Raw genomic sequence first — 21,107 nt, 5'->3', positions numbered from 1 at the left:
CCTCTTTTTCCTACGGGCGATCCGTAGCAGGGGATGCGGCGCGTCGCCACTGCGATTCGTTCTCGATCATCCATGTGAGCAGGTGCTCGGCCGCCGCCTCGTCGGAGTCCGGGCCGACCAGCAGATCGGCGAACGCTTGGCTGGGGGCGACGATGCGGATGCCGTCGCGGGTGAGCAATCGGTCGAAGGCAGACGGTGAGAGGGGAGCGGTGATCCACACGTCACCGCCGGATTCCACACGCCGTAGTCCGAGAGCGTCGGCGAACTGATCGACGTTGTCGGCATGGAAGTGGGCACGTCGAGTGGGCGCGTACCGAGCAAAGGGTGCGGCGGCCACCGAGGCGGTACCGGCGTAGATGTGACCGCTGAGCTGACGCAGTTCATCGAAGAGTGCTTCCAACCCGTCCGGCGCGTGAAAGCCGTGAGGCGTCGGCGCTTTGGCCCCGGCCTCAGCCGCCCATTCACGAAGCATCTTCGGCCAGCGGACGTCACCGATCCCACCGCGGGGGAGCCTGGTCACCAGTTCACGATCCGACAGTGTCTGAACCACCCGATAGGTTGCTCCCGTCGACGCACCGGCCAGGCGCACCAAGGCAGTGATCGCCAGTGGCGCCGCGAAATCGGCAAGCGCACGCACGACGCGAGCTGACGGATCGCCCGTCAACTGTCCGGAAGGACGTCCGGGCCCCCGCCACGGATCGGCGTCGGCTCCGCGTCCACGCACCCAGACGGCGGGTCGATCAGCGGTCAACGACACGTTGCCCGTGGCGTCTGCGTACGAGATCGCGTGGGAATCGAGCTGCCGGCGAACCGGCTCGGACAGATATTTTGCGCACACGAAGCCCGATTGACCGGTGGGGAAGCGATCGGCGATACCGGGAACGTCGCTGCTCAGGACACCGTGAGCGGCGTACACGCCGAATTTGGCCACCGAGCCGTCAGGGGAGCGGAGGTCGAGTCGGAGTGGCGCCTCGGACAGGTCGGGGGAGCGCTGCGTCGACACAGACCAGGTAGGAGGCAAATTTTCTTCGATGACGGCAACCGATCGCCGAAAAATGTCGATCGGCCGTTCCGGTTCCGACTCAGATTCGCTCATGTTCCAATGGTATCAATATCTGTCGACGACGGAAACACAAGATTTTCCGAATAATGTTCGCCCTGACAGCCTCGCGACAACAGTGGTCGATTTCGCCGAGAAACTCACTACCTACACAACTTCAAATTCGAAATTGCCTAGATCGATCAGCGTTGCTTCGGCATGATCAGGGGAGCGACGACGGCGAGCAGTAGTGCCGGGATCAGGAAGCTCGCGGCAGGCGAAGAGTCGTAAATCGGTGTCAGGGCCAGGGGAGCAAGAGCGGCGCCGCCGAAGCGCATCGCTTGGACGACGGACACGGCGCCGCCACGGTTCGGCCCCGCGGATCCGAGGACCGCCGCGTTGACGCCGACCAGCACGAACTGGCTCGCGACGCCTGCGACAAACCATGCGATCGCGATCACCGGCACCAAGCCGGCAAGGCCGACTACGGAGACCAGAACTGCTCCGCCCAGGGCGCCGATCATCACGGAGGAGCGTGCGCCGATGCGATCGATGAGGATTCCGATGCGCCGGGCCGAGAGGATGCCGGCCACGCCGAAGACGGTGAGCAGTAGGCCGCGGACGGTGGGGGACAGCCCGAACTCGTCTTCGAAGCGGAAGGCGAGCAGGAAGCTCAGTCCACCGAGGGCGCCCCAGCCGAGCAATGCAGCGATACCGATGCGGAGCACTTCGGGGCGTAATGCATCGCGGAGACGGGCGGGAGTGGTCGCTGCCGGTGCTTCGGACTTCGGAAGTCCGACGGCTCCCAGAATGCCCGCGACCACTGCGATGACGAGAAAGGCCAGACGCCAGTCGAATTCGGCCGCCAGTCCGCCGATCAACGGAGCCGACGACTGCCCTGCGGCCTGGAAAGCGCCGAAGGCTCCGAGGGCTCGACCCAGCCGTGCCTGCGGTGTTGCGGCCGCCAACGAGGCAAGCAGTAGCGGCGTGGTGAATGCGTTCGCGGAGCCCTGCAGTACCCGGGCGGCAAGGAAGATCTCGAGTGTCGGGGCGAGGAAGCATGCCAACGACGCGAGGACGTAGACGCCGTAAGCGATGCGCACCGTCCGAACCTTGCCCCACCGCGTCCCGAGTGTCCCCGACACCAACATCAGAGCGGCGAAGGGGAGCAGGTACGCGGTGAGGGAAGAGGCGGCCGCCGACGGACCGACCCCTAGATCGTCACCGATCTCGGGAAGGATCGAAGCAACCACGCCGCCGCCGAACGGGCCGAGGAACCCGCCGGCGTACAGCGCGATCAGCTGAAGCCGGAGGCGCAGTGGGCGCCGTGTACTTCCGCCTTCTTCTGGAGTGTTCTTGCTCACAGTCCGAAGCTGCCGGGGCCTCGCCGTCTGAGGTAGCGCTCGAATTCCGCGGCGATGGCATCGCCGTCGATCTTGGAGATTGCTTCGCTGATGTCGGTTTCGGCGTCTCCCCGTTCTTCCAGGGTGCGCACGTATTCGCCGATTTCCTCATCGTCCGCGGTCATTTCGTTGACCGCTTCCTCCCAATCCTCCGACTGAGCCGGGAGCTCCCCGAGTGGGACCTCGATGTCGAGAACATCCTCGACTCGTTGAAGGAGGGCCACTGTGGCCTTCGGGTTGGGTGGCTGCGAGACGTAGTGCGGAACCGCCGCCCAGAACGAAATAGCGGGTACACCAGCACGAACGCACTCGTCCTGAAGAACCCCGGTGATGCCCGTCGGGCCTTCGTACCGCGTCTGTTCCAGGTTGAATCGGGCGGCGGATTCACTGCTGTAGGCCGTGCCCGTCACCGGGACCGGTCGGGTGTGCGGAGTATCGGCGAGCAGGGCGCCGAGGATGACGACCGTCTTGACGTTCAGTTGGTCGATCAGCTCGAGCAGATCCTCGCAGAAACTGCGCCACCGCATGTTGGGCTCGATCCCGCGAAGCAGGACGATGTCGCTCTCGCTGCCAGGAGGCGAACAGACCGACAAACGTGTTGCCGGCCAAACGATTTCGCGAGTGACACCGTCGACCTGCCGGACTGTGGGGCGGTTGACCTGATAGTCGTAGTAGTCCTCTGAATCGAGTTCGGCGAGCGGCTGGGCATCCCAGATCAGCTCGAGATGTTCGACCGCACCGCTGGCTGCGTCACCGGCGTCGTTCCAGCCCTCGAAAGCTGCAACGAGGATGGGATCACGTAGGACAGGGATGTCGCCCTCGAGGCGGTCGCTGCTGTCGACGGCAAAGCCGTCAGGGCTCTCGAAGGCCGCGGAATCATCGAAATCGACCGGGCCGTCGGGAGTGACGGGGAACTCACTTGGACTCACCCACCCAGCCTACGGCCAGAGCTTGTCGGTGCGCCCACTACTCTGGACGGCATGTCTGCCCCATTTAACTCTGCCCTGCTTGATGCGCTGAAACAGCGCGTTGTCATCGGCGACGGAGCGATGGGCACCATGTTGCAGGCCGCGGACCTCACCCTGGACGACTTCCTCGGCCTCGAGGGGTGCAATGAGATCCTCAACGACACCCGTCCCGACGTGCTCAAAGACATCCACCGTGCGTACTTCGCCGCTGGTGCCGATGCCGTCGAGACCAACACCTTCGGTTGCAACCTGCCCAACCTCGCCGACTACGACATCTCTCACCGGATCCGCGAACTCGCGGAAAAAGGCACTGCTCTCGCCCGTGAAGTAGCGGACGAGATGGGACCAGGCCGCGACGGCATGGCCCGATTCGTACTCGGCTCGATGGGACCGGGAACCAAGCTCCCCAGCCTGGGACACGCACCGTACGCAGTCCTGCGTGACGCGTACACCGAAGCTGCGCTCGGCATGATCGACGGTGGCGCCGACGCCATCCTCGTCGAAACCTGCCAGGACCTGCTTCAGGTGAAAGCTGCAATCCTCGGCAGCCAGCGTGCGATGGAGCAACTCGGACTGCGGTTGCCGATCATCACGCACGTGACGGTCGAGACAACCGGAACGATGCTCCTGGGCAGTGAGATCGGTGCGGCGCTGACGGCACTCGAGCCACTCGGTATCGACATGATCGGTCTGAACTGCGCCACCGGGCCGGCCGAGATGAGTGAACATCTCCGTCATCTGTCCAAGTACTCCACGCTGCCGGTGTCGGTCATGCCCAATGCCGGCCTGCCGCAGCTCGGTCCCAAGGGCGCCGAGTATCCGCTGACTGCCGACGAATTGGCCGAAGCCCTCAGTGGTTTCGTCTCCGAGTTCGGACTCGGCCTCGTCGGTGGCTGCTGCGGTACGACGCCCGAGCACATCAGCGCGGTCGCCGACGCGGTTCGTCAGGTCGAGAAGGCCCAGCGCACGCCGATCCACGAGCCGAGCACCTCTTCGCTGTACTCGGCGGTGCCGTTCGAGCAGGACGCCAGCATCCTGATGATCGGCGAACGCACGAACTCCAACGGCTCCAAGGCTTTCCGCGAGGCGATGCTCTCCGCGGACTACCAGAAGTGCCTGGACATCGCCAAGGACCAGACCCGCGACGGCGCACACATGCTCGACCTCAACGTCGACTACGTGGGCCGCGACGGTGCCGCCGACATGTCGGAACTTGCCAGCCGCCTGGCGACGTCCTCGACGCTGCCGATCATGCTCGACTCCACCGAGCCTGCCGTGCTGCAGGCCGGCCTCGAGCACCTCGGTGGCCGCTGCGCCGTCAACTCCGTCAACTACGAAGACGGCGCCGGCCCCGAATCGCGTTTCCACAAGATCATGACTCTGGTCAAGGAGCACGGCGCGGCGGTCGTCGCCCTGACCATCGACGAAGAGGGCCAGGCTCGCACCGCCGAGACGAAGGTCGCCATCGCCAAGCGTCTGATCGAGGACATCAAGGGAAACTGGGGACTCGCCGAGTCCGACATCATCGTCGACGCCTTGACCTTCCCCATCTCCACCGGTCAGGAAGAGGTACGACGCGACGGCATCGAGACCATCGAAGCGATCCGTCAGCTCAAGGCTGCGTACCCGGAACTCCACTTCACCCTGGGTATCTCGAACATCTCGTTCGGTTTGAACCCGGCCGCACGGCAGGTCCTCAACTCGGTGTTCCTGCACGAGTGCACCGAGGCAGGTCTGGACACGGCGATCGTTCATGCGTCCAAGATTCTGCCGATGGCCCGAATTCCTGACGAGCAGCGTGAAACCGCACTCGACCTCGTCTACGACCGTCGTAGCGAGGGGTACGACCCGCTGCAGAAGCTGATGGCTCTGTTCGAGGGTGTCTCGGCTGCGTCGGCGCGCGAGTCCCGTGCGCAGGAACTGGCGGGACTTCCGTTGTTCGACCGGCTCGAACGCCGCATCGTCGACGGCGAGCGCAACGGCCTCGACGACGACCTCACCGAGGCGATGACGATCAAGCCTCCGCTGGCCATCATCAACGAGACCTTGCTCTCGGGCATGAAAACCGTCGGCGAGCTGTTCGGCTCCGGACAGATGCAGTTGCCGTTCGTGTTGCAGTCGGCCGAGGTCATGAAGGCTGCCGTGGCATTCCTCGAACCGCACATGGAAGCGAGCGACGAGGACGGCAAGGGGCGCATCGTGATCGCGACCGTCAAGGGCGACGTTCACGACATCGGCAAGAACCTGGTCGACATCATCTTGAGCAACAACGGCTACGAGGTCGTCAACATCGGTATCAAGCAGCCGATCGCGACCATCCTCGACGTCGCGTTGGACAAGAAAGCCGACGTGATCGGCATGTCCGGACTGCTCGTGAAGTCCACTGTCGTGATGAAGGAAAACCTCCAGGAACTCAACGCACGCGGAGTCGCCGAGAAGTTCCCGGTTCTGCTCGGTGGTGCGGCGCTCACGCGCTCCTACGTCGAGAACGACTTGCAGGAGGTGTACGAGGGCGACGTCAGCTATGCCCGCGACGCCTTCGAGGGTCTGAACTTGATGGACCAGATCATGACGACCAAGCGTGGTGGCGGCCCGGCGCCGGACAGCCCGGAGGCCATCGCTGCTCGCGAGAAGGCTGCCGAGCGTAAGGCACGTCACGAGCGTTCCAAGCGCATCGCCGAAAAGCGTAAGGCTGCAGCGGTTCCCGTGGTCCTGCCGGAGCGTTCCGATGTCGCAACCGACATCGCGGTGCCGACACCTCCCTTCTGGGGCTCGCGCATCGTCAAGGGAATTTCGCTGTCCGAGTACTCGGGACTGCTCGACGAGCGCGCTCTTTTCCTCGGCCAGTGGGGCCTTCGCGGTCAGCGCAAGGGCGATGGTCCGACGTACGAGGAACTGGTCGAGTCGGAAGGCCGTCCGCGACTTCGGTACTGGCTCGATCGGCTGACGTCCGAGGGCATCCTCGCGCATGCCGCGGTCGTGTACGGGTACTTCCCGGCGATCTCGGAGGGCGACGACGTCATCGTGCTCACCGAGCCGAAACCGGATGCACCCGAAAGGTTCCGATTCACCTACCCGCGCCAGCACCGCGACCGCTTCCTGTGCATCGCGGACTTCGTTCGCTCGCGCAAGGACGCCGAGGCCACCGGGCAGGTCGACGTACTCCCGTTCCAGTTGGTGACGATGGGTCAGCCGATCGCGGACTTCGCCAACGAGTTGTTCGCATCGAACTCGTACCGCGATTACCTCGAGGTTCACGGAATCGGTGTCCAGCTCACGGAGTCTCTGGCCGAGTACTGGCATCGACGCGTCCGTGAAGAGCTAGTGCTTCCCGAGGGTCACACCGTCGCGGAGCAGGATCCCACCGAGGTTGCCGGTTACTTCGATCTCGAGTACCGCGGCGCTCGTTATTCGTTCGGATACGGCGCGTGCCCGGATCTCGAGGATCGAGCCAAGTTGGTTGCGTTGCTCGAACCCGAACGAATCGGCGTCGAATTGTCCGAGGAGCTGCAGCTGCATCCCGAGCAGTCCACGGACGCTTTTGTCCTGCACCACCCGGAAGCAAAGTATTTCAATGTCTGAGTTGTTGACCGAAGTATCCGAATCAACGCTCGGTGGTGTCCTGTGGGACATGGACGGCACCCTGCTCGATTCGGAGAAGCTGTGGGACATCGCGCTTCGTGAGCTGTCCCTACGCCTGGGCGGACCGATGACGGAAGCGACACGCGTTGCCGTCATCGGTGCGTCGAGCCCCTTCGCCCTTGCGACGGTGTTCGACGCTCTCTGCCTGGAGAAGCATCCCGATGCCATCGCCGAGGCGAAGGACTGGATGTACACCCGCGTCGGCGATCTTTTCGAGGACGGCGTGACCTGGCGGCCGGGTGCTCGCGACGCACTGTCGACCGTGCGTGACGGTGGTCTGCGTTCTGCACTGGTCACCAACACCGAGCGAGTTCTGGTCGATCGGGCACTCGGCATGCTCGGCCGTGAGTTCTTCGACCATTCGGTGTGTGGCGACGAGGTCCCCAACGGGAAACCGGCAGCGGATCCGTACCTGCGCGGCGCGCATCTGCTCGGACTCGAGCCGGCGCAGTGCCTCGCGATCGAGGACTCGCCGACCGGCACGGCGTCGGCCAGCGCTGCGGGTTGCGCGGTGCTCGTCGTTCCGTGTGAGGTCGACGTCCCCGCCGGCCCTGGACGCGTGTTTCGAGAGTCCCTGTTGGACTTGTCCATTCACGATCTTCACGACGTTCACTCGAGCGCGGCACGTTAGGCTGGATTTGCTGTGGCTATTCCGAAAATTGTTCTCTTCTACCAGTTCACGCCGTTGGCGGACCCGGAAGCGATCAAGCTGTGGCAGCACAGCCTGGCCGAGTCCAACAACCTGACGGGCCGGATCATCGTCTCGCCGCACGGGATCAACGCGACGGTCGGCGGAGACATCGAGGATGTCAAGCGATATGTCCGTGGTACGCGTGGTTACGAACCCTTCCGTACCGCTGACATCAAGTGGTCGGACGGCCTCGGGAACGATTTCCCTCGTCTGAGTGTCAAGGCACGCTCGGAGATCGTGACGTTCGGTGCCCCCGACGAGCTGAAAGTCGACGAGAACGGTGTGGTCGGCGGAGGAGTTCACCTGGTGCCCAAGGAACTACACGAACTCGTCGACACTCGCGGTGACGACGTCGTGTTCTTCGACGGACGCAATGCCTTCGAAGCCGAGATCGGCCGTTTCCGAGATGCGATAGTTCCGGACGTCGCCACCACTCGGGATTTCGTCAACGAACTCGACAGTGGCAAATACGACCATCTCAAGGGCAAAGCCGTGGTCACGTACTGCACCGGCGGAGTGCGCTGTGAGGTGTTGTCTTCGCTGATGCGCTCACGTGGCTTCGACGAGGTCTATCAGTTGGACGGCGGAATCGTCCGTTACGGCGAGACTTTCGGCGACCGCGGCCTCTGGGACGGTTCCCTGTACGTGTTCGACAAGCGGATGAACATCGAGTTCTCATCCGAAGCCAAGACACTCGGCGTGTGTGTCGATTGTGGTACTCCGACCCCGCGGTACCGCAACCGGATCGACGGCGACGGCCGAACCCTCGAATTGCTCTGCGAGAGTTGTTCACCAGACCTCGAGCAGGACTGAGCTGTGCCCAAGGCTCCGTTGCCGATCCGAAACGGTCTCGGACCTGACCGGCTGCGGATGCCGGCGGAGTCGTCGGCGCGGACCGTCCTCGAGCACCTGGTCGGCGAGCATCCCGGGGAGCGGGACCTGTGGGCGGACCTCGTCAGCGCCGGGGACGTCGTCGACGAGCACGGGCGGAAGATCACGAGCCGAACGCCCTATCAGCCGACCCGGTTCGTGTACTTCTACCGCGAGCCGGCCCCCGAGATTCCGGTTCCGCACGAGATCGAGATCTTGTACCGCGACGACTCGATTCTCGTGATCGACAAACCGCACTTCCTGGCGACCATTCCACGGGGAGCGCACATCGTCGAAAGCGCAGTCGTGCGCCTGCGTCGTGACCTGGACCTTCCGGATCTTGCGCCAGTTCACCGCCTCGACCGGATGACGGCGGGTGTCATCGTGTTCACCGTGACACCGGACCTACGACGGCCGTACCAGGAACTTTTTGCCGAGCAGCGGATCGTCAAGGAGTACGAGGCGATTGCGGGCTTCGATCCGGAACTGACTTTCCCTCGCACGGTGCGCAGCCGCATCAACAAAGTTCACGGCGAGATGACGGCTACCGAAATCGCGGGCGAGCCGAACAGTGAGACCTCGATCGAACTGATCGAGGTGATCACCGACTCGGCCGGCCGGACGCTCGGGCGATACAGGTTGCTCCCACGGACCGGCCGGACCCATCAGCTTCGGCTGCACCTCAACTCGCTGGGCGTCCCGATCGTCGGTGACAACTACTATCCGGAGTATCTGCCCGCAGTGCCCGGTGACTTCTCGACTCCGTTGCGATTGTTGGCGCGAGCGTTGGAGTACCCGGATCCGATCACCGGGCAGACCCGCAGGTTCGTGAGTTCGCGCAGCCTCGACGCAGGCCTGTGAACACCGCTGTTCGTGGGCGTGTGAAAACCGCTTCCGTCCTCGTGAAAGAATAGCTACCCGTGAAGACCTTCGAATCCTTGTTCGCCGAATTGACCGAGCGCGCTGCTACTCGCCCCGAGGGGTCCGGCACTGTCGCCGCCCTCGACGCCGGTGTGCATGCTCAGGGCAAAAAGGTCATCGAGGAAGCCGGTGAAGTGTGGATCGCTGCGGAATACCAGAGCGATGAGCAGCTAGCCGAGGAAATTTCCCAGCTGCTGTACTGGACGCAGGTGTTGATGGTCGGTCGCGGACTGACCCTCGAGGACGTGTACCGACATCTGTGATCGGAGCTGACCAGCGAGATGTACTCCGTCTCGCTCGTCCAGGGCTTCCGATTCATGTCGTCTCACGTCACCCACACCTTCCGAAAGGACATCCACCATGCTGCGCGTAGCAGTTCCCAACAAAGGCTCACTGTCCGAGTCCGCCGCCGAGATTCTCAGCGAGGCCGGCTACCGTCGACGCACCGATTCCCGTGATCTGACAGTCCTCGATCCGGCCAATCAGGTCGAGTTCTTCTTCTTGCGCCCCAAGGACATTGCGATCTACGTCGGCTCCGGTGAGCTGGATCTCGGCATCACCGGTCGTGATCTCGCCGGCGACTCGGGTGCTCCCGTATCCGAGCGTCTGTCACTGGGCTTCGGCCGTTCGTCGTTCCGTTACGCAGCACCTGCCGGCAAGGACTGGGCCGTCGAGGATCTGTCCGGCCTGCGCATTGCAACGTCGTACCCGAACCTGGTCCGTAAGGACCTCACAGATCGCGGACTCGACGCCACCGTCATCCGTCTCGACGGAGCAGTGGAAATCTCGATTCAGCTCGGCGTCGCCGACGCGATCGCCGACGTGGTCGGATCGGGTCGTACTCTCCGCCAACACAACCTCGTGGCTTTCGGTGAATCGCTCTGCGATTCCGAAGGTGTCCTGATCGAGCGCGCCGGCGCTCCGCAGGACGATCCCGCCCGCAACCAGCTCATCGAACGCGTACGCGGAATTGTCTTCGCGCAGCAGAATCTGATGATCGACTACGACTGCCCGCGCACCATCCTCGACGACGCCATCAAGATGACTCCCGGTATGGAATCGCCGACCCTCTCACCGTTGGCCGATCCCGACTGGGTCGCGGTTCGCGCGATGGTCCCGATCAAGGGACACAACCAGGTGATGGATGCCTTGGCCGAACTCGGTGCCAAGGCCATCCTCGCGTCGAACATCCGCTCGGTACGCGCTTTCTGATCACTGCCTGAATAGATTTACGCGCATTCGCGCCCGTTCCTGGAAATCAGGAACGGGCGCGAATCTGCAAAGTCTGGGCGATACGGCCCACGGCACCCTGCTCGTCGTAGAGCACGCCCGCACACATGCCGACGCCGTCCGGACCCGTTGTGGTTTCGGCGGCGACACCGACCCACTCTCCCTCGGGCACACGGAAGATATGCACCGTGAGATCTGTGTTGAGAAACGTCCAGTGCTCCGGGTCGAGCTTGGCGCCGACCCCGTTTGAGATGTCGGCCACCGCGAACAAACGCTCGAGAGCAGACATCTTCTCACCCTCGACCAGCTCTGGCTTGGGGCGCGCCCATACCTTGCCGGTTCCCACGCACCCGATCGGAGCAATCCAGGACCAGTCGAGGGTCTTGAGATAGCCGACGCTCCACAGACCCTCGAGAACGCCCGGGGTGCCGCTGTCGCGGGGTTCGAGCGGGGGATCGACTACGTGGACGACGTCGCCGGTATCCACCGTCTCCATCCGCCACGCCGTACCGCGCGCAACCGCGCGTGCAGATCCGTCGGCGGTGGTTGCCCACAGTTCGGCGACGATCAATTCGATTCGGCGACCGGGTCGTTCGATCCAGGACCGGACTTCGAGGTCGGCAATCGGAATCGGTCCGAGAATCTCGACGACGACGCGCGTCAGACGGGTTTCGTCGCGCGCACCGCACCGCTCGAGGGCTCGTACCAACAGCGCCGACGGGGGAGCGCCGTGCTGCAGTGTCGGGCCCCAGATGCTGACAGTTGCCTGCGTGCTCGCGAACCGCTCGTGCCCTTCCTCCGTCGTTCCGAGGTAGCGGTAGTACGAACTGTCCGTCATGTTATGAATTCTCCTTTGCGGCAACAGGTTCGGTGCTCAGCAGGTCCGGCCAACCTGGATAGGGCGGAGGTGTTCCGCCGAACGAGGGGCACAGTGACTTGTGATCGCACCAGTCGCACAGTTTGCCAGGCTTGGGTCTGAAGTCTCCGGTCGCACCTGCTGCGAGGATCGCTTTCCAGATGGCGGAGAGGGTTCGCTCGAATCGGATGAGCTCGTCGTGATCCGGGGCGTACGTGAGAATCGAGCCGGAGGCCAGATAGATCAGGCGCAGTTGTGCGGGAACGATTCCGCGAGTGCGCAGCAGTACGAGCGCGTAGAACTTCATCTGGAAGAGCGCCTTGGATTCGGTGAACTCGCGAGGCGCTTTTCCGGTCTTGTAGTCGACCACCCGCACCTCACCCGTCGGTGCAACGTCTATCCGGTCGACGAAGCCGCGGAGTCGAACGCCGTTCTCCAATTCGGTCTCGACGTAGACCTCGCACGCCTCGGCATCGAATCGAGTGGGATCTTCGAGCGTGTAGTACGTCGCGACGAGCTTGCCGACTTCGTCGAGGAACGAATCCAGCTCGCCCTCCGGAACAAGGTCAGCGGCCTCGGGAGACTCGGCACTGACACGTTCCCACGCGGGACGGACGAGTTCGGCTGCGCGATCCGGAACCCGGTGACCGGTCGGGAGTGCAAACAGTGCTTCCAGTGCCGCGTGTACGACGGTGCCTCTGACCTGGGCTCTGGTTGGCGTTTCCGGAATTCTGTCGACTGCTCGGAAGCGATAGAGCAGGGGGCATTGTTTGTAGTCACCCGCCCGAGACGGAGAGAGCGCCGGCCGACTACGCGGGCGCTCGTGTGATGTTGCACCCGTTGGAGTGGGGGTTGGCAATTCGACAGAGCTCACACCTGGCAGGCTATGCGGTTGGTCCGACAACTCCGTCGGAGCCGGTGGCGAGGACACCGGAAACAAGCGAACAGGGATCATCTGCGCATGGCGAACGAGCTGCAACCAGAAGAAGGCACGACCGAAGTGGATGAGGTTGCGCAGTCCGCTGTCGCCGAGATTCCCGAACAAGACCTTCCAGAAGCTGATCTCACTGCGCCGGGCAAGCGGCCGTCAGGTCCGTTCCGCGTCGGCGACCGAGTACAGCTGACCGACGGCAAGGGACGCCACTACACGATCGTTCTCGAGGCGAACCGCGAATACCACACCCACAAGGGCGGAATCGTTCACAACGATCTGATCGGTGCCGACGAGGGCAGCGTCGTCAAGTCGGTCAACGGCACGCCCTATCTCGCACTGCGCCCCCTGCTGGTGGACTACGTGCTGTCCATGCCGCGCGGTGCCCAGGTCATCTACCCGAAGGACGCAGCTCAGATCGTTCACGAAGGCGACGTGTTCCCAGGAGCACGCGTGCTCGAGGCCGGAGCCGGCTCCGGCGCACTGACATGTTCGCTGCTGCGTGCCGTCGGACCCGAGGGCAAGGTCATCTCCTACGAGGTCCGCGACGATCATGCCGAACATGCGGTTCGCAACGTCGAGACCTTCTTCGGGGAACGTCCGCCGAACTGGGAACTGACCATCGCCGATCTCGCCGAGTTCGATCCGGAAGCGCACGGAGGCAAGGTCGATCGCGTCGTCCTCGACATGCTGGCCCCGTGGGACGTCCTGCCCGCCGTCTCGAAGGCACTCGTGCCGGGCGGCGTGTTGATCGTCTACGTCGCGACCGTTACTCAGCTCTCGAAGGTCGTCGAGGCGATGCGGGAGCAAGAATGCTGGACCGAGCCCCGCTCGTGGGAATCGATCGTGCGCGGTTGGCACGTCGTCGGATTGGCGGTGCGCCCCGAACATCGGATGCAAGGCCACACCGCGTTCCTCGTGAGCGCTCGTCGTCTCGCCGAAGGAACTGTCACCCCGAAGCCGCAGCGGCGTGCGGGCAAGGGCTCGAACACCGCGGCCAAGTAGTCACACGAAAACAACAAGAGCGGCGATCCGGTATCCGGATCGCCGCTCTTGTCGTAGCTGGAAGTTATGCGGTGCAGGAAGCGCGGCCCATTTCCAGGAGCACGCATGCCGAGGTGTCGGACAGCTTCCAGGAGCCGTCTTCGAGCTCCCAGGTCCACGGGGTGGCCGGGGCGGCGCCGTGCGGGCTGACGACGGCGACGTCTGCAGTTGCGGTCTGACCGTCGACCTTGACGTTGTCCACGTTGAACGTGATCGCGTAGGCCGGGTTACCGCCCAGTGCAGCACTCATCGTCTCGATGTTGGCCTGACGCTTGGTTCCGTCGACCACCAGAGCGGTCTTCTCCTCGATCGGCTTGGCCGGATCGATCAGCGCGACGAGCGAAGCGTTGAGCTCCTCGGCCGTCGGAGCCGCTGCGGCAGCGGCAGCTGACGTCGTGGCGGAAGCCGAGGCCTTGGCCGTGGTGCTCGAGGCGGCGGCGGAAGTAGAACTTGCAGCCGTCGAATCCTTGTTGTCGTCCGAGCTGCATGCACCCATGGTCAGGACGGCAGCGACAGCACAAGCGCTGATGAGAGTCTTGCGGATGATCACAGCGTTACCTTTCGTTGTAAAGAGAGACAGGCGCTGTCTCCATCTTGTAGGCAAGGCTAACATGACCAAATTCTGGCTCGAGACCAGTCGGCACGGTCCGCGCGCAGGTGTGAAATCGCACTCGCGCACCGTGTCTGGCGACAGTTGGGGCCTTATGCCGGTAGCGTTGATGGATCGCACTGGGAGGAGACGCACATGAGCTCGACAGAGAACCCGGATTCGGTTGCGGCAGCAGAAGAACTCCACGCGCTACGAGTGGAAGCACAAGTACTGCGCCGACAACTTGCACAATCGCCGGAGCAGGTGCGTGAGCTGGAGTCGAAGGTGGACTCGTTGTCCATCCGAAACAGCAAGTTGATGGACACCCTCAAAGAGGCCCGTCAGCAGCTCATCGCGCTTCGTGAAGAAGTCGACAGACTCGGTCAACCGCCGAGCGGTTACGGAGTCCTTCTCTCGGTACACGAGGACAAGACCGTCGACGTGTTCACGTCGGGTCGCAAGATGCGGTTGACGTGCTCACCGAACATCGACACGGACACCCTCGCCCTCGGGCAGACGGTTCGCCTCAACGAGGCACTCACCATCGTCGAGGCCGGCACCTACGAGCAGGTCGGTGAGATCAGCACGCTCCGTGAGGTACTCGACGACGGACTGCGCGCACTGGTGGTCGGTCATGCCGACGAAGAGCGCATCGTCTGGCTCGCAGCGCCGTTGGCAGCCGTCTTCGCCGACCCCGAAGCCGACATCATCGCGTACGACGCCGATTCTCCGACCAGGAAACTGCGTCCGGGCGACTCGTTGCTCGTCGACACCAAGGCCGGGTACGCCTTCGAGCGCATCCCGAAGGCCGAGGTCGAAGATCTGGTTCTCGAAGAAGTTCCGGACGTTCACTACGACGACATCGGTGGTCTCGGGCGTCAGATCGAACAGATCCGTGATGCCGTCGAACTCCCGTTCCTCCACAAGGATCTGTTCCACGAGTACTCACTGAGGCCGCCGAAGGGTGTACTGCTCTACGGTCCGCCTGGTTGCGGCAAGACGCTCATCGCCAAGGCCGTCGCCAACTCGTTGGCCAAGAAGATCGCCGAAGCCCGCGGTCAGGACAGCAAGGACGCCAAGTCCTACTTCCTGAACATCAAGGGCCCGGAACTTCTGAACAAGTTCGTCGGCGAAACCGAGCGTCACATCCGGATGATCTTCCAGCGTGCTCGTGAGAAGGCGTCCGAGGGCACTCCGGTGATCGTCTTCTTCGACGAGATGGACTCGATCTTCCGTACCCGTGGTTCGGGAGTCTCTTCCGACGTGGAGACAACGGTCGTTCCGCAGCTGCTCAGCGAGATCGACGGCGTGGAAGGGCTCGAGAACGTCATCGTCATCGGCGCTTCCAACCGTGAGGACATGATCGACCCGGCCATCCTGCGTCCCGGCCGACTGGACGTGAAGATCAAGATCGAGCGCCCCGACGCGGAATCCGCTCAGGACATCTTCTCGAAGTACCTGGTGGACGGTCTGCCGATCAATGCAGACGACCTGGCAGAGTTCGGTGGAGATCGCACCGCCTGCTTGAAGGCGATGATCGTTCGCGTCGTCGATCGCATGTACGCGGAGAGCGAAGAGAATCGTTTTCTCGAGGTCACCTACGCCAACGGCGACAAGGAAGTTCTGTTCTTCAAGGACTTCAACTCGGGTGCGATGATCCAGAACATCGTCGACCGCGCCAAGAAGTACGCGATCAAGTCGGTACTCGACACCGGTGCTCCGGGCTTGCGTGTGCAGCACCTCTTCGATTCCATCGTCGACGAGTTCGCCGAGAACGAGGATCTGCCCAACACCACCAATCCTGATGACTGGGCACGTATTTCGGGCAAGAAGGGTGAGCGGATCGTCTACATCCGCACTCTCGTCACCGGCAAGAACGCCAGTGCCAGCCGCGCGATCGACACAGAGTCGAACACGGGCCAGTACCTGTAGCGAAACGAAGATCGATCGGGCCGGCCACTCCGCGAGAGTTGTCGGCCCGATCTCTGCGTCGCTGCCGTTGACTTCGTTGCGATTGGACCGGTCGGTCGCGCTGGTTTAGAGTCCCGCCGTGCAGATACATCTTCGACACAATCCGTCGTCCACTGTCGCTCGCTGCTACCTCGCGCCCGGCGAACCGCTGCGCGTGGAGAGCGGGGCGATGCTCGCGCATTCTGCCGGCGTAGTTCTCGAAGCGAAGGCGCAGGGCGGCGTCCTGCAGGGACTCAAGCGGTCGATGCTGAGCGGCGAATCATTTTTCGTCACGACGTATACCGCTCCGCCGCAAGGTGGTTGGGTCGACGTGACTGGTGTGCTTCCCGGAGATCTGATCCCGCTGACCATCACCTCTGATCGCCCGTTCTTCCTCAACCGTGGAACCTGGTTGGCCAACTCCTACGGTGTGACGGTCGAGTCCAAGTGGGGCGGCATGTCCAACCTCTTCGGCGGTGAGGGAGGCTTCGGCCTGCGGGCAAGTGGCGACGGTGAAGTAGTGCTGGCCGTCTACGGCGCGATCGACGTCATCGACTTGCAGCCAGGCGAGACAGTCACGATCGATACCGGTCACGTGGTCGCCTACGACCTCGGCATGAATTTCAACATGCGGCGCGCCGTTCAGGGGCGCACCATTCAGTCGATGAAGTCCGGTGAAGGATTTGTCTTCGACTTCACCGGCCCAGGACGCGTTCTCGCGCAGACCCGCAACCCCAGCGCGTTCGCTGCTTGGCTCTCGGCGATCACCCCGGGCTGATCACAGGTCCCACCAGTGTTCAGTCCCAGCGGTGTTCAGTCCCAGCGGTGTTCAGTCCCAGCGGTGTTCAGCTCCAGCAATAGTCGGCCAGCAGCGCGCGTGAGTCCGGAACGAACGGCCACGACGGGTCCTGCAGGTGGGCGCCGAGTTCTTTCGGCGTCCACCACCAACCTTCGGCGATCTCGCTGGGCTGATGTGCCATCGGCCCGTCGTATCTGAGTTCGAACGCAAACAGGTGACAGCGCAACGGAGAGTTGTTCCACTCGCCGTCCCAGGATTTTCGAGCGATCTCCGTCAGTCGGAGTGGCTGGTCTGCCGTTGCGAAGATTCCGAGTTCTTCACCGACTTCACGGATCGCAGTTTCCTGCGGCGTCTCACCTGGATCGACGACACCTCCGGCAAGACAGTCGTGATAGCCCCCGAACACCGCTTTCGTGTCGGTTCGGCGATGGACGTAGATGCGGGAGCCGTCCCCGGTACGAACCAGGACGCCCGCACTCGCGTGCCAGAGCCCACCCGAGTAGACGACCGAACGTGGTGCTCGGCCGATCGGATTACCCGTCCGGTCGTACACCGCGACTACCTCGTCCGCGGGATTCAGGTCTGCGGTGAGAGGTTGGTGCATTCCTCCAACTGTGCCACGCCTGTGGGTGCCGCGCCGCAATCACATAGGCTCTTGTGTCATGCAGCGGATCATCGGTGTCGAGGTCGAATACGGAATATCTTCACCCAGTGAGCCGTCGGCGAATCCGATTCTCACTTCAACCCAGGCGGTGCTTGCCTACGCCGCCGCAGCGGGCGTGCCACGGGCCAAGCGCACACGCTGGGATTACGAGGTCGAATCTCCGCTGCGAGATGCCCGAGGCTTCGATCTGGGGCGAATGAGCGGTCCCGCGCCGGTGATCGACGCGGACGAGATCGGCGCCGCGAACATGATTCTCACCAACGGGGCACGGTTGTACGTCGATCACGCCCATCCGGAGTATTCGGCGCCCGAGGTCGCCGACCCGCTCGACGCCGTGATCTGGGACAAGGCCGGCGAACGCGTCATGGAAGCGGCTGCGCGGCACGCATCCAGCGTGCCGGGTGCGCCACGGCTGCAGCTGTACAAGAACAACGTCGACGGCAAGGGTGCCTCGTACGGCACGCACGAGAACTACCTCTGCTCACGTGAGACCCCGTTCGCCTCGATCGTGACCGGATTGACGCCGTTTTTCGCGTCCCGGCAGGTGATCTGCGGTTCCGGTCGTGTGGGTCTCGGTCAGTCCGGCGACGAGGCCGGATTCCAGCTTTCGCAGCGATCCGACTACATCGAGGTCGAAGTAGGCCTCGAGACCACTCTCAAGCGCGGAATCATCAACACCCGCGACGAACCGCACGCGGATGCGGACAAGTATCGCCGCCTGCACGTCATCATCGGTGACGCGAACCTCGCGGAGATGTCGACGTACCTCAAGGTTGGAACAACGGCGCTGGTACTCGACCTGATCGAGGCAGGTGTCGACCTCACCGATCTGCAACTGGCGCGTCCGGTCACGGCCGTCCACCACATCAGTCACGACCCCACTCTGCGCAAGACCGTTGCGCTGGCCGACGGACGTGAACTGACAGGGCTTGCGCTGCAACGCATTTACCTCGAACGTGTCTCGAAGTTCCTCGACCGTGAGACCGATCGTGATCCGCGAGCGGACGATATCGTCGCCAAGTGGGCGATGGTTCTCGATCTCCTCGAGCGCGATCCCATGGAGTGCGCGAACATCCTCGACTGGCCGGCCAAACTGCGTCTGCTCGAAGGGTTCCGCAATCGTGAGGGACTCGCGTGGTCGGCGCCGCGATTGCATCTGGTGGATCTGCAGTACTCCGACGTGCGACTCGACAAGGGCCTGTACAACCGCCTGGTTGCTCGCGGCTCCATGGAGCGGCTTGTCACCGAACAGCAGGTTCTCGACGCGGTCACGAACCCTCCCACCGACACTCGCGCATACTTCCGGGGCGAGTGCCTACGCCGATTCGGGGCCGATATCGCGGCCGCGAGCTGGGATTCGGTCATCTTCGATCTCGGCGGTGAATCGTTGATCCGTATCCCCACCCTCGAGCCGCTTCGAGGTACCAAAGCGCACGTCGGAGCGTTGCTCGACTCCGTGGACAGCGCCGCGGAACTGGTTGATCAGCTCACTCACTGAAATCAGCCGATGCGGCTCGCCGTCGCGTCTCTCCACACCTGACGGTGCCGCTCGGTAGGGTGAAGGTCCGAGCGGGATCAGTTACCGACTCTGCTGGGCCGAACAGGATGCTCGCGAGAGCTCCCTTCACACAAGGAGGTCGACGGCGATGGCTCAAGAACAGACGCAGCGTGCCGGTGGCGGCGAAGACGACGAAACCACTGGTGGCGACGGCAGTGCCGGCCAGGAACGTCGCGAGAAGCTCGCTGCAGAAACCGACGACCTGCTCGACGAGATCGACGACGTGTTGGAAGAGAACGCCGAGGACTTCGTCCGTGCCTACGTCCAGAAGGGCGGCCAGTGACGGTGGATCGCGCGCCCCGGATCACAGACGGGGACACACGGTTGAGCTTCGGCTCGAATCTGTCGTCATTCTCGGAATACCTTCGGGTGCATGCACCGGAGCATCTTCCGCAGAACCGCTTCGCCGACACAGGAGGTGTTGTCATGGGCGGGGGAGACGTAGCTCCGCACGGCACCACCATCGTCGCGATCAGCTATGCGGGTGGTGTTCTGCTCGCGGGTGATCGCCGAGCGACGATGGGCAATCTCATCGCCAGCCGTGACGTGCAGAAGGTGTACGTCACGGACGACTACTCGGCTGCGGGTATTGCCGGTACGGCCGGGATCGCAATCGAACTGGTCCGGCTCTTCGCGGTCGAGCTCGAACATTACGAGAAGATCGAAGGCGTCCCACTCACGTTCGACGGCAAGGCCAATCGACTTTCGTCGATGGTTCGAGGAAATCTCGGAGCAGCGATGCAAGGTTTGGCGGTTGTGCCACTGCTCGTGGGTTACGACCTGGACGCGGTCGATCCGTCCACCGCCGGTCGCATCGTCTCCTACGACGTCGTCGGTGGGCGATACGAGGAGCGCGCGGGCTATCACGCAGTCGGATCCGGCTCCCTGTTCGCGAAATCGGCGCTCAAGAAGCTGTATTCACCGGGAATCGACGAGGACACCGCGCTTCGGTTCGCCGTCGAGGCGCTCTACGACGCGGCAGATGACGATTCGGCTACCGGTGGTCCTGATCTGACACGAGGGATCTATCCGACGGCGGTCACCATCACCTCGGCCGGCGCTGTGGAGTTGTCGCCCACCAGGGCTGCCGAGATCGCCAGGGAGATCGTCGCGGCTCGCACGGCGACCGCGAGTCCGGAAGGGGAGTCTGCGCTATGACGATGCCGTACTACGCATCAGCCGAACAGATCATGCGCGATCGTTCGGAATTGGCGCGCAAGGGAATTGCCCGCGGGCGCAGCGTCGTCGTTCTCACCTACCGCGACGGAGTGCTCTTTGTCGCCGAGAACCCGTCGCGTGCTCTGCACAAGGTCAGCGAACTGTACGACCGTCTCGGATTCGCGGCAGTGGGCAAGTACAACGAGTTCGAGAATCTGCGCCGCGCGGGCATCGTCCACGCAGACATGCGTGGGTACTCGTACGACCGTCGGGACGTCACCGGGCGTTCGCTCGCCAATGCGTACGCACAAACCCTGGGAACGATCTTCACCGAGCAGCCCAAGCCGTACGAGGTCGAGATCTGTGTTGCCGAGATCGGTCGCTTCGGAAGCAGTACGCCGGCTCAGCTCTACCGGATCACGTACGACGGATCCATCGCGGACGAGCAGGAATTCGTGGTCATGGGCGGCACGACCGAACCGATCGTGACGGCGATGCGCGAGTCGTACCAGCGAGACCTCGACCTCGAATCCGCAGTGCGGATTGCAGTCGGGGCGCTCCAAAAGGGCGGCCCGGCACCGGCCGGAACCACTGAGGCGGAACCACGAACTCTCGATGTGAGTGCACTCGAGGTTGCCGTACTCGACAGCAATCGTCCACGCCGTGCGTTCAAACGGATCGCTGGAACGGTTTTGGAAGAGATGCTTCCAGCTCCGGCAGCAGTCGAGGATGCGCCGCCGGCAAACGGCGACGCACCCTCGTAGATACTCCGTAGGTCTGGGAGTTACTGCAGG

Annotated in this window: 20 protein-coding genes; 13 read left to right on the top strand and 7 right to left on the bottom strand. The window is 63.3% G+C overall.

What is annotated here, in order from left to right:
• Positions 1 to 10: 10 nt before the first annotated feature.
• The 3 genes from P0M12_RS27660 to P0M12_RS27650 form a co-directional block, all read right to left on the bottom strand.
• Positions 11 to 1,096, bottom strand: a complete 1,086-nt coding sequence (locus tag P0M12_RS27660; protein ID WP_277377136.1) for a hypothetical protein — start codon at positions 1,094 to 1,096, stop codon at positions 11 to 13.
• A 146-nt stretch (positions 1,097 to 1,242) separates the two neighbouring features.
• Complete coding sequence (locus P0M12_RS27655) at positions 1,243 to 2,358, bottom strand: MFS transporter (RefSeq protein WP_164490617.1); 1,116 nt, start codon at positions 2,356 to 2,358, stop codon at positions 1,243 to 1,245.
• Between the two features lie 41 nt (positions 2,359 to 2,399).
• On the bottom strand, positions 2,400 to 3,254 hold the full coding sequence (locus tag P0M12_RS27650) for a PAC2 family protein (RefSeq protein WP_223257810.1): 855 nt from the start codon (positions 3,252 to 3,254) through the stop codon (positions 2,400 to 2,402).
• Positions 3,255 to 3,422: 168 nt separating this feature from the next.
• Between P0M12_RS27650 and metH the strand changes: the two genes are divergently transcribed.
• From metH to hisG, 6 genes are all read left to right on the top strand, one after another.
• Positions 3,423 to 6,992 carry a methionine synthase gene (metH, locus tag P0M12_RS27645; RefSeq protein ID WP_047270513.1) on the top strand — a complete coding sequence of 1,190 codons (3,570 nt, stop codon included), beginning with the start codon at positions 3,423 to 3,425 and terminating at the stop codon, positions 6,990 to 6,992.
• Positions 6,985 to 7,683, top strand: coding sequence for an HAD family phosphatase (locus P0M12_RS27640; RefSeq protein WP_047270514.1), 699 nt, complete (start codon positions 6,985 to 6,987; stop codon positions 7,681 to 7,683). Before metH ends, P0M12_RS27640 begins: the two co-directional genes overlap by 8 nt.
• A 12-nt stretch (positions 7,684 to 7,695) precedes the next feature.
• The gene (locus P0M12_RS27635; protein ID WP_042450983.1) at positions 7,696 to 8,556 is read left to right on the top strand and encodes a rhodanese-related sulfurtransferase; all 861 of its coding nucleotides are present in this window, start codon (positions 7,696 to 7,698) and stop codon (positions 8,554 to 8,556) included.
• Between the two features lie 3 nt (positions 8,557 to 8,559).
• Positions 8,560 to 9,474 (top strand): pseudouridine synthase, encoded by a 915-nt coding sequence (locus P0M12_RS27630; protein ID WP_007729895.1) that lies wholly within the window; start codon positions 8,560 to 8,562, stop codon positions 9,472 to 9,474.
• A 59-nt stretch (positions 9,475 to 9,533) separates the two neighbouring features.
• Positions 9,534 to 9,797: a phosphoribosyl-ATP diphosphatase gene (locus tag P0M12_RS27625; RefSeq protein WP_003944933.1), complete on the top strand. Its 264-nt coding sequence runs from the start codon at positions 9,534 to 9,536 to the stop codon at positions 9,795 to 9,797.
• A gap of 97 nt (positions 9,798 to 9,894) precedes the next feature.
• Positions 9,895 to 10,746, top strand: a complete 852-nt coding sequence (gene hisG / locus P0M12_RS27620) for an ATP phosphoribosyltransferase (RefSeq protein ID WP_047270516.1) — start codon at positions 9,895 to 9,897, stop codon at positions 10,744 to 10,746.
• 46 nt (positions 10,747 to 10,792) lie between these two features.
• Here hisG and P0M12_RS27615 read toward each other — a convergent pair whose 3' ends face one another.
• Together P0M12_RS27615 and P0M12_RS27610 are read right to left on the bottom strand one after the other, a co-directional pair.
• Positions 10,793 to 11,602: a thioesterase family protein gene (locus tag P0M12_RS27615; protein ID WP_003944950.1), complete on the bottom strand. Its 810-nt coding sequence runs from the start codon at positions 11,600 to 11,602 to the stop codon at positions 10,793 to 10,795.
• 1 nt (position 11,603) lies between these two features.
• On the bottom strand, positions 11,604 to 12,665 hold the full coding sequence (locus P0M12_RS27610) for a RecB family exonuclease (protein WP_116058139.1): 1,062 nt from the start codon (positions 12,663 to 12,665) through the stop codon (positions 11,604 to 11,606).
• Between P0M12_RS27610 and P0M12_RS27605 the strand changes: the two genes are divergently transcribed.
• Entirely contained in the window at positions 12,582 to 13,556 is a 975-nt protein-coding gene (locus P0M12_RS27605) for a tRNA (adenine-N1)-methyltransferase (protein WP_223304531.1), read from the top strand. The genes P0M12_RS27610 and P0M12_RS27605 overlap by 84 nt on opposite strands.
• A gap of 64 nt (positions 13,557 to 13,620) precedes the next feature.
• Here P0M12_RS27605 and P0M12_RS27600 read toward each other — a convergent pair whose 3' ends face one another.
• Positions 13,621 to 14,145 (bottom strand): hypothetical protein, encoded by a 525-nt coding sequence (locus P0M12_RS27600; protein WP_003944789.1) that lies wholly within the window; start codon positions 14,143 to 14,145, stop codon positions 13,621 to 13,623.
• 195 nt (positions 14,146 to 14,340) lie between these two features.
• Between P0M12_RS27600 and arc the strand changes: the two genes are divergently transcribed.
• Positions 14,341 to 16,116: a proteasome ATPase gene (gene arc, locus P0M12_RS27595; RefSeq protein ID WP_003944870.1), complete on the top strand. Its 1,776-nt coding sequence runs from the start codon at positions 14,341 to 14,343 to the stop codon at positions 16,114 to 16,116.
• Between the two features lie 118 nt (positions 16,117 to 16,234).
• The gene (locus tag P0M12_RS27590) at positions 16,235 to 16,912 is read left to right on the top strand and encodes a TIGR00266 family protein (protein ID WP_003944961.1); all 678 of its coding nucleotides are present in this window, start codon (positions 16,235 to 16,237) and stop codon (positions 16,910 to 16,912) included.
• Positions 16,913 to 16,979: 67 nt separating this feature from the next.
• Here P0M12_RS27590 and P0M12_RS27585 read toward each other — a convergent pair whose 3' ends face one another.
• Positions 16,980 to 17,537, bottom strand: a complete 558-nt coding sequence (locus P0M12_RS27585) for an NUDIX domain-containing protein (protein WP_116056719.1) — start codon at positions 17,535 to 17,537, stop codon at positions 16,980 to 16,982.
• A gap of 58 nt (positions 17,538 to 17,595) precedes the next feature.
• On the opposite strand from P0M12_RS27585, the gene dop reads away from it, so the two are divergent.
• The 4 genes from dop to prcA all read left to right on the top strand — a co-directional run bounded on the left by dop (position 17,596) and on the right by prcA (position 21,077).
• Positions 17,596 to 19,095 (top strand): depupylase/deamidase Dop, encoded by a 1,500-nt coding sequence (gene dop / locus P0M12_RS27580; RefSeq protein WP_003944852.1) that lies wholly within the window; start codon positions 17,596 to 17,598, stop codon positions 19,093 to 19,095.
• 148 nt (positions 19,096 to 19,243) lie between these two features.
• Positions 19,244 to 19,438 (top strand): ubiquitin-like protein Pup, encoded by a 195-nt coding sequence (locus P0M12_RS27575; RefSeq protein ID WP_003944925.1) that lies wholly within the window; start codon positions 19,244 to 19,246, stop codon positions 19,436 to 19,438.
• A complete protein-coding gene (gene prcB, locus P0M12_RS27570; RefSeq protein WP_054187394.1) occupies positions 19,435 to 20,313 on the top strand; it encodes a proteasome subunit beta in 879 nt (292 codons plus the stop codon). The genes P0M12_RS27575 and prcB overlap by 4 nt, the downstream gene beginning before the upstream one ends.
• A complete protein-coding gene (gene prcA / locus P0M12_RS27565) occupies positions 20,310 to 21,077 on the top strand; it encodes a proteasome subunit alpha (RefSeq protein WP_003945006.1) in 768 nt (255 codons plus the stop codon). The genes prcB and prcA overlap by 4 nt, the downstream gene beginning before the upstream one ends.
• The last annotated feature ends 30 nt before the right edge of the window (positions 21,078 to 21,107 follow it).

Origin of the sequence: Rhodococcus sp. RCBS9 (genome assembly GCF_029457415.1) — a bacterium.
In the GTDB taxonomy this organism is placed as follows: domain Bacteria; phylum Actinomycetota; class Actinomycetes; order Mycobacteriales; family Mycobacteriaceae; genus Rhodococcus_F; species Rhodococcus_F qingshengii.
The sequence above is the reverse complement of the archived record's forward strand: the minus strand, read 5'-3'. Positions and strand labels throughout refer to the sequence as shown.

Excerpts from the sequence above, each read along its gene's own strand:
- P0M12_RS27605 (WP_223304531.1), top strand. The coding sequence starts at position 12,582 with ATGGCGAACGAGCTGCAACCAGAAGAAGGCACGACCGAAGTGGATGAG.
- P0M12_RS27615 (WP_003944950.1), bottom strand. The coding sequence starts at position 11,602 with ATGACGGACAGTTCGTACTACCGCTACCTCGGAACGACGGAGGAAGGG.
- arc (WP_003944870.1), top strand. The coding sequence starts at position 14,341 with ATGAGCTCGACAGAGAACCCGGATTCGGTTGCGGCAGCAGAAGAACTC.
- P0M12_RS27585 (WP_116056719.1), bottom strand. The coding sequence starts at position 17,537 with ATGCACCAACCTCTCACCGCAGACCTGAATCCCGCGGACGAGGTAGTC.
- P0M12_RS27640 (WP_047270514.1), top strand. The coding sequence starts at position 6,985 with ATGTCTGAGTTGTTGACCGAAGTATCCGAATCAACGCTCGGTGGTGTC.
- P0M12_RS27660 (WP_277377136.1), bottom strand. The coding sequence starts at position 1,096 with ATGAGCGAATCTGAGTCGGAACCGGAACGGCCGATCGACATTTTTCGG.
- dop (WP_003944852.1), top strand. The coding sequence starts at position 17,596 with ATGCAGCGGATCATCGGTGTCGAGGTCGAATACGGAATATCTTCACCC.
- prcA (WP_003945006.1), top strand. The coding sequence starts at position 20,310 with ATGACGATGCCGTACTACGCATCAGCCGAACAGATCATGCGCGATCGT.
- hisG (WP_047270516.1), top strand. The coding sequence starts at position 9,895 with ATGCTGCGCGTAGCAGTTCCCAACAAAGGCTCACTGTCCGAGTCCGCC.
- metH (WP_047270513.1), top strand. The coding sequence starts at position 3,423 with ATGTCTGCCCCATTTAACTCTGCCCTGCTTGATGCGCTGAAACAGCGC.
- P0M12_RS27575 (WP_003944925.1), top strand. The coding sequence starts at position 19,244 with ATGGCTCAAGAACAGACGCAGCGTGCCGGTGGCGGCGAAGACGACGAA.